The organism is Paenibacillus sp. FSL K6-2393, from assembly GCF_038002545.1.
In the GTDB taxonomy this organism is placed as follows: domain Bacteria; phylum Bacillota; class Bacilli; order Paenibacillales; family Paenibacillaceae; genus Paenibacillus.
Genome location: NZ_JBBOCU010000001.1, coordinates 1,873,250 through 1,886,451, shown reverse-complemented (window position 1 = coordinate 1,886,451; position 13,202 = coordinate 1,873,250). Strand labels below are relative to the sequence as shown.

At 45.7% G+C, this 13,202-nt stretch carries 10 protein-coding genes; 5 read left to right on the top strand and 5 right to left on the bottom strand.

Annotated elements, in window-relative coordinates:
• The first annotated feature begins 66 nt into the window (after positions 1 to 66).
• Complete coding sequence (locus tag MHI14_RS08250) at positions 67 to 816, top strand: ankyrin repeat domain-containing protein (RefSeq protein ID WP_256332203.1); 750 nt, start codon at positions 67 to 69, stop codon at positions 814 to 816.
• Positions 817 to 978: 162 nt separating this feature from the next.
• Here MHI14_RS08250 and MHI14_RS08245 read toward each other — a convergent pair whose 3' ends face one another.
• Positions 979 to 2,016: an NAD(P)/FAD-dependent oxidoreductase gene (locus MHI14_RS08245; protein WP_341130173.1), complete on the bottom strand. Its 1,038-nt coding sequence runs from the start codon at positions 2,014 to 2,016 to the stop codon at positions 979 to 981.
• Between the two features lie 51 nt (positions 2,017 to 2,067).
• A complete protein-coding gene (locus tag MHI14_RS08240; protein WP_341130172.1) occupies positions 2,068 to 2,424 on the bottom strand; it encodes a winged helix-turn-helix transcriptional regulator in 357 nt (118 codons plus the stop codon).
• A gap of 140 nt (positions 2,425 to 2,564) precedes the next feature.
• On the opposite strand from MHI14_RS08240, the gene MHI14_RS08235 reads away from it, so the two are divergent.
• Positions 2,565 to 2,918, top strand: a complete 354-nt coding sequence (locus tag MHI14_RS08235) for a DoxX family protein (protein WP_341130171.1) — start codon at positions 2,565 to 2,567, stop codon at positions 2,916 to 2,918.
• Between the two features lie 227 nt (positions 2,919 to 3,145).
• Here MHI14_RS08235 and MHI14_RS08230 read toward each other — a convergent pair whose 3' ends face one another.
• Positions 3,146 to 4,075, bottom strand: coding sequence for a DUF5050 domain-containing protein (locus MHI14_RS08230; RefSeq protein WP_341130170.1), 930 nt, complete (start codon positions 4,073 to 4,075; stop codon positions 3,146 to 3,148).
• 276 nt (positions 4,076 to 4,351) lie between these two features.
• On the opposite strand from MHI14_RS08230, the gene MHI14_RS08225 reads away from it, so the two are divergent.
• Positions 4,352 to 6,250, top strand: coding sequence for an AraC family transcriptional regulator (locus MHI14_RS08225; protein ID WP_341130169.1), 1,899 nt, complete (start codon positions 4,352 to 4,354; stop codon positions 6,248 to 6,250).
• A 178-nt stretch (positions 6,251 to 6,428) separates the two neighbouring features.
• Here the strand turns inward: MHI14_RS08225 and MHI14_RS08220 are convergent, their stop codons facing one another.
• The gene (locus MHI14_RS08220; protein WP_341130168.1) at positions 6,429 to 7,808 is read right to left on the bottom strand and encodes an exosporium glycoprotein BclB-related protein; all 1,380 of its coding nucleotides are present in this window, start codon (positions 7,806 to 7,808) and stop codon (positions 6,429 to 6,431) included.
• Positions 7,809 to 7,841: 33 nt separating this feature from the next.
• Positions 7,842 to 8,201, bottom strand: a complete 360-nt coding sequence (locus MHI14_RS08215; RefSeq protein ID WP_091028171.1) for a hypothetical protein — start codon at positions 8,199 to 8,201, stop codon at positions 7,842 to 7,844.
• A gap of 904 nt (positions 8,202 to 9,105) precedes the next feature.
• Between MHI14_RS08215 and MHI14_RS08210 the strand changes: the two genes are divergently transcribed.
• Positions 9,106 to 11,040 (top strand): carbohydrate-binding protein, encoded by a 1,935-nt coding sequence (locus MHI14_RS08210; protein WP_249912071.1) that lies wholly within the window; start codon positions 9,106 to 9,108, stop codon positions 11,038 to 11,040.
• A 33-nt stretch (positions 11,041 to 11,073) separates the two neighbouring features.
• A complete protein-coding gene (locus tag MHI14_RS08205) occupies positions 11,074 to 13,137 on the top strand; it encodes a beta-xylosidase family glycoside hydrolase (protein WP_341130167.1) in 2,064 nt (687 codons plus the stop codon).
• Positions 13,138 to 13,202: the final 65 nt, after the last annotated feature.

Here is a 13,202-nt window from a genome sequence, read left to right as displayed (position 1 = left end):
AATATGGATATAAGCCTGAAAGGAGGTTTGAGCATGGAATTTATTTACGAAGATGAAAAACTTGCAGTGAGCGTTATTCAAGCCATTCACACAGGAGATATTCCATCGTTACAGCAACTGCTGGAAGAGAATCCGGGATTGGCAAAGATAAGAATATTGGAAAGAAAGCCTGACAACGTAGATTCAGACTCTAGCATCGCTCGAACGCTGCTGCACGTGGTGACGGATTGGCCGGGGCACTTCCCTCATGGAGCGGATACCGTGAGAGTATTAACCAAGTTTGGTGCGGAAGTGAACGCTCCTTTGGTTGGTCCAAACATCGAGACACCTTTGCATTGGGCTGCAAGCTCCAATGATGTACAAGTGCTCGATGCCCTTCTTGATGCTGGCGCAGACATGGAAGCGCCTGGCGCGGTGATCGCCGGTGGCACACCGCTGGACGATGCTATTGCTTTTGCACAATGGGATACAGCACGACGCTTGGTTGAGCGCGGTGCGATCTTTGCCCTTTGGCATGCGGCCGCCCTTGGAAATATTGACGCCATACAAGAACATTTCCAAGGAGCCCAACTCCCGGAACGTTATCCTTGGGGAACAAGCACCTCCCCTTCTCCTCCCGATGCAGTAACCGTTGCCTTCTGGTGCGCTTGCCATGGAGGTCAAAGAGAAACAGCCGAATACCTGCTTGACCACGGCGCCGAACTGAACTGGATAGCCACCTGGGATGGAACAACTCCACTGGACACAGCAAAACGTAATTTTTCAGCCGAGCTGATCCCGTGGCTTGAAAGTCAAGGTGCCAAATCCGCTAGCTAGTTTCACAGGTAGATAAATGGCTAGCATGGAATTGCCAATCGCCAGCGATTAGTTATGAGGAGAATCCGGTGGCTACTGGGGAAGTGTAGAAGACTCCAACAAATATATACAACGAAAAGTACATCGCGACTTGAGCGATGTACTTTTCGTTGTGGAGTGATCCTAAAACCGTGAGAGGCGACAAGGGTCTAATTCATTTCTTGATTTGCCATCAATAATTTCACTTGCAGCCAGATCAGCAATCAGCGGCGCCAGCGTAATTGCAGAATGCATTAGCGTCAGATAAAGTCCATCAATGTGATCATGGAAGCCCACAATCGGATAACCGTCCTCAGGCATGGGTCTCCATCCAACCTTTATGCTCTCAAGTTCCAGTTGATTTCCGTGCTTGAGACTGCGACGCAATGTGTCGTAAGCTCGCTTACCGACCGCCTGTGGTCCGTTTTCCTCCGACTCGTCGATATAATCTTCCGCAGCCAGCAGCGTATAATCTGTCAGTTGACGCGCTTCAAATTGCGCATTGGAGATTAATGTGTGTATCAGTTTATTAGCAGTTTTCATCCGAATCAGAATCGAAGGTGACGAAGTTACCGGCACGTGACAACCTAACGGGTTACAAAGTTCGGGTGTACCTGTTCCTGCCGCCAATACCACAACATCCGACTCCACAAAACCCTTGGACGTATGAACACCAACCAGACGGGAACCCTCTTGCTTCAGCTGTGTAACGTTGGTGTCGAACTGAATCTTTGCTCCGAACTCTTGCGCTTTGCTCAACAACAGCTCCGTTACAGCAATAGGGTCCACCGCACCTTCTTCGCTGACAAACATGGCTTCATCCGGATATTCCTTCAGATTGGGCTCCAATACCTCAAGCTGCTCCCGGTTTAATTTTTGAAAGTGTTGCTCCCTTAGAGGCGGAGTGTCCCAAGTTAGCGCGCCATGCCAATGAATGTTCAGTTCGGACAACTCTTGCTGAAGTGTGTGATATTCTTCTACAGCTGCATCGTACAAATGCCAGTATTCAGCAGCCACTCTATGCGTCGTATGTATCCAGGCAAATGATTTTTCCGTGACTTCACGCGCCGCGGCTGAATGCCGTTCAATAACGGTTACATTTTGATTTCGTTTGGCTAGATGATAGGCCATACACGCCCCAACAATCCCTGCACCAATGATCACAATTTTTTGTTTATTCAAAACTAACTCTCCCTTGTCACCCTATCCCCCCAAGGAATCGATTTTCCGAGGTTAGGATGGGTGTGCTCCTTTTTCATCTTCTTCGCCGTACAGCTTCTCCATATGCTGCATATGGCCGGCTCCCCAGTTGCTCATTGTCTGGAGCACAGGTTTCATGAGCTGTCCGTACTCCGTAATCGAGTATTCGACCTTTGGCGGAATTTGGGCATATACTTCCCGATGCACAATATCGTGATACTCCAGTTCTTTTAACTGCTGGGTCAGCATCTTTTTCGAAATATCTGGAATGGCTTTTTGTAATTCGCTGAACCGCATTGTACCGTTGCTCAGCAGGCGTAGAAGAATCAAAGATTTCCATTTACCCGTGAGGATATCCAAGGCCGTTCCGAATCTGCAATACACCGTCATTCTTTTTCCTCACTTTCTGACCATACCCAGGTTTACTTTTGGTTACCTGGTTAGGTTTAAGTGCCTACTTCCTGATTCGGCTTTCTCACTTTAGTATAGAGGCAGATATTAAAATCGAGCAAGTAAGGGGAAAAGAAAAGATGAATGTAACGTTATGGATCGTACAAATCATATTGGCGCTAGGTTTCGTATATTCGGGATGGATGAAAACCAATCGTATCGAGTCGTCAAAAAAGACCTGGGCCTGGGTTAATGATGTTCCAAAAAGTCTAGTTGTTCTGATCGGTATCGCGGAGCTACTAGGAGCGCTTGGCCTTGTTTTTCCGTGGGCGCTGAACATCACTCCGGTGCTTACGCCGATCGCCGCAATCGCTTTGGCTGTTGTCACAATGCTTGGAATGCTGTTTCATATTCGGCGTAAAGAGTACCGGGAGCTCGGCGTTAATATCTTCTTTATAGTTCTGGCATTGATCATAGCCTTTGGAAGACTGTAAACATCGCACTAAGTAAACCTTCGTGGTCCGCTATGGCTCAGACGTCTCGGCTTGCCCTAACGGATGTGATCACACTGGAAGAAGCGGGTCACACAAATATGAAGTTGTATTCCGAAAGTTGAAGCGACTAGATCAATATAAGGAGAATCCAGTGCTACCAGGAAAACATATTGAAAGGTGACAAAAAGCCCGCCAGGAAGGCGGGCGAATATGACCAGATTTATTATTCACTTTCCATCAAGCCCAATTTTATACACATCTCCTTTTGGAAAGGTTAGGAATGCAAGACTGTTTCCAACTTGTCCTAAGAAGCGGTCATAATAATCTATAGAAGCAAATTTATTCTTCTTACCTGTATAGCGATTATAAACATAAATAATACTTTTAGTATTGCCTACTTTGTCTATCGTATTTTTTCGGTAATAAAACTTATTATTCAAGTATGCTAAAGGATGAATATAACCATCTGATGCAAATGTCTTTTTTCTGGCTCCATCCAACTCTGCAAAGACACCTCTGGAACTATAGCCTCCATCTATCATCTCAGAAAAAAACAACACATTACCATAAAATTTGTATACTGACACACCTTTTGAGGATAATGATTTAGTTGCGGTACCATCTTTTTTCATACGATAAAACAAATCTGTATGCCGCTCCGTATAGTATACATACTCTTTATTAATCTCAAAATTATAAAAAGGAGATACAGGCAAAATAATCTGTTTCTTCGTACCATCTGTCTTCATTGAGCCATAAGACAAATCATCGTACAAATTACCGTTGTATTCACTTTTCACAAAGTAAATCGTATCTCCAGCAACATCAAAACTTGCAAAATTATCATCTTGGGATACGTAAGCGAATGCCGAACCATCTGTTTTAATCTTAGCGATAGAGTAATGATCTTCTTCGTCCTCTACTAAAAAATAAATCCAATTCCCAATAATTTTTTGCTGGGAAGCTTGCTTATTATAAATAGATTTCGTTGTGCTTTTTTTGCCTGTAAACGTAGTAAAATTAATACCCACCATTCTTCCGTTGTCGTTATAACCCTCCCATATTAAAGAATTTCCAGAAGTTCCTGCGCCATATGCAGGTACCACTCCAAATAACATGATCATACTTAATAGTGCTATTAACAATCTTTTTCCCATCTTGGCTCTCCCTAAAATATGTATTTTTATACATCTGTTATTATAGATCGTTTTTTACCTGCAACACAATTCATTTAGACTTCGGAATATGTATATCGCATTGCAGCGGCTGTATTTCAGTTTTTTTGCAAGAAGCCACTAATATTATTATATAATAACCTCACCACATAAAAGGCTGGCTTCAACAGCTCATGGAAGGAAGACAACTCTCTATTGAAAGCAACCTTGAATGTACAAGAGCACATACTCATCTGGAATTGTTCATCGCTCAAAATCATGGATGTACGACATATTGTCATACAGGCCGACGAGTGCGTACGTCCTTACCTGTTCCCTGCCAGCGCCTTTCTGTACGTAACGAATGGCAATGCGACTGTGATCTTAGACGGAAATGAGCATGCTACCAAACCATTTTATATGCTTCATGGGGGCAAAAACACCCGTCTGGACATCATCCCAACGAACGCATCCTTTCATTATTACCTGATTTTCTACAAAGCCTCCTTACCGCTACCTGGCAAGCAGCATACACTTCAACAACCGGATCAACCATTGCCATTCCACCTCCAGTACGGTTTTATTCCATATCATCCTGCCATCCTCTACGAAATCACTGAGCGAATGCTGGGCGAGTGGAATAAACCGGGACGCTTGGAGCGACTCCATACCAAAACACTATTCTATCAATTTGTATATGAGTTGCTCAGACAAATGGATCAACAGCAGGTAAGCATTGTTAGGCCTAACCTTGCTTCTCAGCTTATTCGCTATATGCAGGAGCACTACGCCAAGCCGCTGACGCGGGAAACCCTCGCTCATACATTCCATTACAGCGTCCCTTATCTGTCCAAGTACTTCCGACGTGAAACTGGCGCAAGTCTAATCGATTACTTAATCGGTATTAGGATGAACAAAGCAGTAATGCTGTTGCAAAGAACCGAGTTATCTCTGCAAGAAGTCGCTGCAAGCGTTGGATATGCTGATGTATCCTATTTTATAAGAATGTTCAAAAAACATACGGGAGTCACACCAAAGCAATTCAAGGATGAGTCTGGACAAGTGACAAAAGGTTCTTATCGTCCTATCCTTAGGCTTCGATCATCCATTGCTCCGCGTAAACTCCGTCGTTATATTGATATCAGAGATGATAATCATTATCAACATAGCGAAAAAGGAGATTTACGGATGTATAGAAGCAAACTACCTGTAGGAATTACCCTACTGTTGTGCCTAACTCTATTAGTTAGCGCATGTTCCAGGCCAGCAAACACGAATGGAAGCACTGGCAGTACGCAAAGTCCAACTGTAGGTGCAGAGAGTAATATCAGTAACACCACAAACGGAAGCTCGGAGATGCAAACCTATTCTGCGGTTAACGGTGAAATACAAATCCCCAAAAAACCTCAAAGGGTCGTAATGGTTGCAGGAGCCTTTACCGGTCATTTGCTAGCTCTTGGCCTTAAGCCTGTTGGAACTGGTGATGAGTCCTTTAACAGTTATACAGAAGGAAAGCTCGATGACGTTGTCAACATCGGTAACGATGTACCCTACGAGAAAATCATGGAGTTGCAGCCGGATTTAATTGTCGTTTGGAATGACCCTGAAACGATCGAAAAGCTGTCCAAAATTGCGCCGACCGTCGCTGTTGAATATGGAATACCTCTACGGGAGCAATTGATGGATTTTGGCAAGATGACTGGTAGAGAAGAGCAAGCGAAGGCCTGGATTGCAGAGTGGGATGCTAAAATCGCTGAATATAAACCACTCGTGGAGCAAGCGGTAGGTGATCGCACGGTTTCGATTTTTGATACGGGAAGTGCCAAAGAATTTTATGCCTACGGGAGCTTTGGTAGAGGTGGAGATATTATTTATGGCGAGTTTGGCCTGAAGGCACCGCCGATCATTCAGAAGGAAGCCATCGATAGCGGCAAAGGTTGGGCCAAGTTATCACTTGAGTTGTTACCACAATATGCAGGAGATTATATCTTTATTAGTGGATGGACAGGTGATGAGAGTGGGGATTCCGTTTTTGAAGGTCTTATCTGGGATAACCTCCCTGCTGTCCAGAATAACCACGTTTATCGCGAGGAAAGCCGTGGCTTCGTGTTTAGTGATCCAATTTCGTTGGAAGCCCAACTTAAATTTGTCGTAGACAGCCTAACCAAAACAGACTGAAATTTAGTAGACCACGGTATGTACGAGGTGAGGAGCAATCCTCGCCCTTTTATGTTTTTGTTAGTCCTTATCTTTCATTTGAAGAGAGTTTGAAAACAAAAGCACACACATAAACAGGGACCTCTCACATGTTGGCAAGGGTCCCTGTCTTTAAAATTGTTATATAGCTAATTTTCCGTTAAGTGATGGTAAGGCCGCCGCTTGCATATCCAGCTACGGTTGTAGCCACATCAATTCCGGCTGTTACTGATGCTGAGAACACCATAAGCAGGCGGTCACCGGCAGATACCGGAATACTCAGTCCTGTTGTCACTCCGCTGGATATTGTGCCCAGTGCCAAAATGCCGGTCAGTGGAGGAGCTAAGGTTACCAATGCACCCGGTACAGCTGTAAAGGAGTTATTAGGTGTAGTGGATCTGAATAATTGTGCAGTTAAGGTTACTGTAGATCCAACCAAACTAAGTCCGGCTGTCGTGCTGAAATAAGCGGCCAGTGAAGTAATCGTTCCTGCACGAGATGCCGAGAAAGCAAAGTTAAGCAATGTGCCTGCAGCGCCTGTGAGATCAATAATTCCTCCGTTAACACTTACTCCGGTAGCACTGTTGCCAAAACCAACTAAACTGGAGGTATTCAAAAGTCCACCCAAAACTGTAGTCAAGACAACTGGAAGTCCTGATGCATAAGGAATAATTGTTCCAGAACCAGTCGCACCCGTAGCCCCGGTTGCTCCGGTTGTACCTGCTGTACCTGTTGCTCCGGTTACTCCCGTTGTACCTGGCGTGCCTGTCGCTCCCGTTACACCCGTTGTACCTGCTGTACCTGTTGCTCCGGTTACTCCCGTTGTACCTGCTGTGCCTGTTGCTCCGGTTACTCCCGTTGTACCTGCTGTGCCTGTTGCTCCGGTTACTCCCGTTGTACCTGCTGTGCCTGTCGCTCCCGTTACTCCGGTTGTACCTGCTGTGCCTGTTGCTCCCGTTACCCCCGTTGTACCTGCTGTGCCTGTTGCTCCGGTTACACCCGTTGTGCCCGCTGTACCTGTCGCTCCGGTTACACCCGTTGTACCTGCCGTGCCTGTTGCTCCTGTTGCTCCTGTTGTTCCCGCTGTACCTTGTGCGCCTGTTGCACCTGTCACTCCAGTTGTCCCTGCTGTACCTGTCGCTCCCGTTACTCCGGTTGCACCTGTGACTCCCGTGACGCTTGGAATTTCACCCAGCAATTCGGAAGAAACCAAACGATGGGCAGTTACCAATGCGCCTGTGCTGCTCTTACCCCATACTGATACTTGAACAGGATCATTAACCGTCGCTGGTGTTGAAAAAGTGAACTCGAAGGCATCAAAATTAGCATAATAGTTGTTGGTTATTACTTGATTGGGTACGATGTCAAAAGACTCACTGACGTACAGTACTCTTATTCCACTTTCCATGTAATACCCTTGTATCTGTACGGTTGAGGCTGTGGCATTACTACGGTTATCAATTCTGACAGTAACGGTCTGAGTCGGTCTTACACCGCTAACAGCATTATTTTCAATCGGCCCTGTTGATAAAAAGCTCATCGCTACATCTCCTCTTTTGGGGATTTTGATCTGCTAGATGTTATTAACTGTTTTTTCGTGCTGTACCACTCGGTGTGCATCAACCAATTGTCCAGAGGCTTGTTTGCCCCACACTGAAATCTCTACTTCCTCCACGCCTTCCACATCTGTTCCAAAAACAAACTCAAAAGCATCTAAATCTGCAAAATAATTTCTGGTCACTGCTTCATTAGGGGCAATAATGATTACTTCACTCACATACAGCGTTCTTGTTGTGCTTAGCACATACCCCTGAATGGATACTGTTACAGAATCCACCTCAGCCCGACTTACCAATCTAATCGTTACCTGTTGGGTCGGTCTAACCCCGGAAACCAGATTGTTTTCAATCGGCCCAGTTGATAAAATAGCCATTTTCCCATCCCACCTTTATGAACCTCTGAGTCTAGCAGTATTTGGCATAAGCTCACTCGATAGTAATATTCAAACACTCAATCAACGGTGTGGACAAAACACAGGGGGCAATCCACCATTATCACTTAACAACCTTTTACGCACAGGGCTTTAGCTATACAAAAACTGGGATATGTACAACAAAGAGAAGAAATTATGCAATGTCAAAGTTGGTCAGCAAGTAAGAGTAGATTTTGTTATGTAACCAGGATCGATTTCAGAAAATAACGAAATGACCGTTCCCCCGGTAGATTCCAGGGAAACGGTCGCAGCTTAAGACGTCTTTTTCTCGTATCTAATTGTTGGCCGGGCAAAGCTATGCTTGAAAGTGTAGTTTTATAGAATACGAGATAGTATTTTTACCATCAAGCCCAATGTTAAACACATAGAATAATAATGTTCTTCTTCATTCTCTACTGAAAATAGAAAAAGATTGTATTATCTTAAAATTGTGATATGATATCGTCAAGTTAATAAACATTTAAAAGAAAATATGAAAAATAATTACATTTAGACGTGACCAAATCTCTTTCTTCGTCAAATTTCAGAGTTCTAACCCATTCTATTGAAAGCGATTACAAAAAGAAACCTGACAGATTATAGCTTTTCTAATCGCACACACAGATGCTGTCTTACTTCGGGTTATAGCCACTCCCCTTGCCGCCGTGACCACGTACGCCGTGCACAGGTCGTCTGGCTTAAACCATATATAACAGCATGAAGATTTAACCTAACAGCCAACCTAACCATTATTTCAGGAAGGGGGTGACATGAGGGACATCTCTTCGTTTTTTCCGCATTTCACCATCTCAGCTATTCTGAATTTCAGCTCACCAACTAATCCAATCTCATGGAGGCGAAACGTATGATTCGTAAACCGCTAGTTTTGTTGTTGTCTTGTCTGCTAATCTTTGTCACCCTGCCCGTTGAATCGAGCCATGCAGCCAATGCAGCCGTTGCCAAACTTCCTGGAAATTCCAATCCCCTCATCGATCATAAACTGGGAGCCGATCCTTATGTGCTCGTCCATAACAATCGAATCTATGTCTATATGACAGGTGATGCATATCTGTACAACAGCGACGGCTCTGTCCGAGAGAACCAGTACAGCACAATCGGGAAAATTAACGTCATCTCTTCAGCTGACATGGTGAACTGGACAGACCATGGTTCCATCCCGGTAGCGGGCGCGAATAATGCGAATAATGGACAAGGGATTGCCAAATGGGCTACCCAGTCCTGGGCTCCTGCCATGGCGAAGAAAACCATTGCTGGCAAAGAAAAGTTTTTCCTGTATTTTGCCAACTCGGGTGGAGGTATTGGCGTGCTCACGGCGGATTCCCCCATTGGACCGTGGTCCGATCCACTTGGTCGTGCCCTCCTGACTCACAGTACACCGGGTATGTCCGGCGTAACCTGGCTCTTTGATCCGGCTGTCCTTGTCGATGATGATGGCTCTGCTTACTTATATGCTGGAGGCGGCATTCCGAATGATACCAACGCTGCTTCCATTGCTAATCCCAAAACAGCTCGGGTCATTCGTCTCGGTGCCGACATGACCAGTGTGGTGGGCAGTGCTGTGACTATTGATTCTCCTTATATGTTCGAGGATTCCGGCATCCATAAGTATAACGGCAAATATTATTACTCCTACTGCATCAACTTCGCGGGAACACATCCAACTGCATATCCAAAAGGTGAGATCGGATACATGGTCAGCGACAGCCCGATGGGACCTTTCACGTATAAAGGACACTTTCTGAAAAATCCTGGTACGTTCTTCGGTGTAGGCGGCAATAACCACCATGCCGTGTTTCAATTCAACAACGAATGGTATGTCGCGTACCATGCGCAAACGGTGAGTCGAGCATTTCTCGGTGAAGGCAAAGGATACCGTTCCACACATATCAACAAACTGACACATAATGCGGATGGAACAATCCAGGAAGTTCAAGGAAATATGACAGGTGTACCTCAGACCACTAACCTCAACCCGTATGTCCGGGTGGAAGCCGAAACCATTGGCTGGCAAGCAGGAATTAACACTGAACCGAGTCAAGCGAGCGGTGGACCTGTAGCCAATCAGAATGTCACTAACATTCATAATGGGGATTGGATCGCGGTGGGTAATGTTGATTTTGGCTCAGCTGGAGCCTCCAAATTCAAGGCCAATGTCGCTTCTACCGGAAATGGCAACATCGAGGTTCGACTGGACAGTCCGACAGGCCCACTAGTTGGAACACTTAACGTAAGTTCAACTGGCGGTTCGCAAACTTGGCGCGAGATGGAGACCAATGTTACCAACGCTACAGGGGTACATCGTTTGTATCTGGTGTTTACAGGCTCGGGCAATGGAAATCTGTTCAAACTGGACTACTGGCAATTCACATCAGGTTCGGGCGGCAACCCTAACCCAAATCCTAATCCCAATCCAAACGTTACCCGTTACGAAGCCGAGAATATGACGCTTGGCGGCCAATACGCTGGCGTAATCAGTTCCCCTTTTAATGGAGTCGCTCTTTACGGGAACAATGATTATGCAGCATACAATCAATATTTTGCATTCCCAACCCATCAATTCTCTGTCCGCGGCGCTTCCAACAACAATAATACAGCTCGTGTTGATCTGGTCATCGGGGGTGTAACCGCTGGTTCTTTCTACTTCACGGGAACGGAGCCGACCGTTCAAACCCTCACCGGCATCACTCACGCTACAGGCAATCAGGAAATCAAGCTGGTCGTAACAACGGATAATGGCACTTGGGATGCTTACATTGATTATCTGGAGTACTCGCTTTAATTCATAGGACATGATCGATTGGGAGGATAGAATATGTGGAAAAAAATCAGTGCTCTTCTACTCGCTCTTCCTTTGCTTATAACAACATTCCCTTTGACAAGTCCCGCTGCTTCAGCCGCAACATTTAGCAATCCAGTTATTTATGCTGATGTTCCTGACAGTGACGTCATTCGGGTGGGTAATGCCTTTTATATGACAAGCACAACGATGCATATGAATCCGGGAGTCCCTGTCATGAAGTCTTATGATCTGGTTAACTGGAGCATCGTAAACTATGTATACGATACGCTTGGTAACGGGGATATACAGAACCTGAACAATGGGCAAAACGAGTATGGGCGTGGTTCCTGGGCGAGTAACTTGCGGTACAACAACGGTATATATTATGTGGCCTTTGGCTCACTTTCCACGGGCAAGACGTATATTTACCAAACCAGCAATATTGAAACAGGGCCATGGACACCTTACACATTGAACAGTTACTACCATGACCCCTCCCTTTTGTTTGACGGGAATCGAACCTTTCTTGTTCATGGCAGTGATAACATCAGTATCGTTGAGCTGACACCTGATGCAAGGGCCGTTAAATCCGGCGGGCTCAATCAGGTCCTGATTCCAAACGCAAGCAGTGTTGCCGGCTCCAACATGATTGTAAAGGCAGAAGGAGCACACATTCAGAAGATCAATGGTATGTACTATGTATTCCTGATTGCCTGGCCTTCGGGTGATGGTCGCATTCAGCTTGCCTATCGTGCAAACACATTGACAGGTCCATACACAGGTAAAGTTGTACTCAGAGACTCGGGAATCGCCCAAGGAGGCATCGTGGATACCGCATCCGGCGCTTGGTACGGCTTGCTGTTTCGTGATAGCGGGGCTATTGGACGCATCCCCTATCTCGTTCCAGTGACGTGGTCGGATAACTGGCCTGTGTTTGGGGTGAACGGCAAGGTTCCACTTAACATGAATATGCCCGTTGAAGGTCAGCCTGCTGCCAAAATCTACGGGTCCGATGAGTTCAACGCAACCACATCAGGCACACCCTCAGTAACGCAACTGTTAGTGAACGGCGGTTTTGAGGAAAGTAGCTTTCAGCCGTGGACCAGCAACAATACGGCGAACATCATCGTAACAAATGCCGAAGCATTCATGGGTACAAAAAGCCTGCTCGTCAGCGGCAGACAGCAGACAGCAGGCGGAGCCAAACAGATGGTTACAGGGAAGCTGGTACCGGGAGGAACATACTCTTTTTCGGCAAAGATCAAATACACTACTGGTCCTGCAACCAAAACGTTCAATCTTAGCATCCAGAACGGTGCAAGTTATACCGGAATTACCATTATGGGCAGTGCGACGTTAACCCGCGGACAGTGGGGTACCATTCAAGGTACGTATACCGTTCCGTCGAATGCAGACTTGTCTCAAAGCTTTATTTTTGTGGAAACACCGTATAACTCGAATCCGGACCCGACCAATGATCTGATGGCGTTTTATCTGGATGACGTCTCCCTGACGAGCAATTCATCTTTCGGTACATCCAGTCTCGCTACTTTCTGGCAGTGGAATCATAACCCTGATGCTACCAACTGGTCCCTGCTCCAACGGCCGGGTTTCATGCGGTTAACTGCAGGCAAAATCAGCAAAAACTTGTTAGAAGCCCGCAACACGCTGACACAACGAACCTTTGGTCCAAAAAGTACGGGGATGACCGCTTTGGATACAGCAGGCATGAAGGATGGTGATTATGCTGGACTCGCTGCTTTTCAGGCCAAATATGGTTTTGTCGGCGTAAAAATGACGGGCAGCACCAAATCCATCGTTATGGCTAATGCCAGTTCTGGCATCATGACTGAAGTAGCAACTGTGCCATTAAACCAGAACAGAATCTATCTACGCGTCATCTGTGATTTTACGAACCAGACCGACAAAGCCTACTTTGCCTATAGCCTGAATGGCAGCAACTGGACAACCATTGGCAATACACTTCAAATGTCTTACACCCTGCCACACTTTATGGGATACCGGTTTGCACTATTCAATTATGCAACGAAGTCTACCGGAGGATATGCAGATTTTGATTATTTCCGCGTAGAATAAATGTGGTTTTATTCGGTTATTAATTTTTCGCTTATTGATTAGGACCTGGACTTCACCATGTGTGA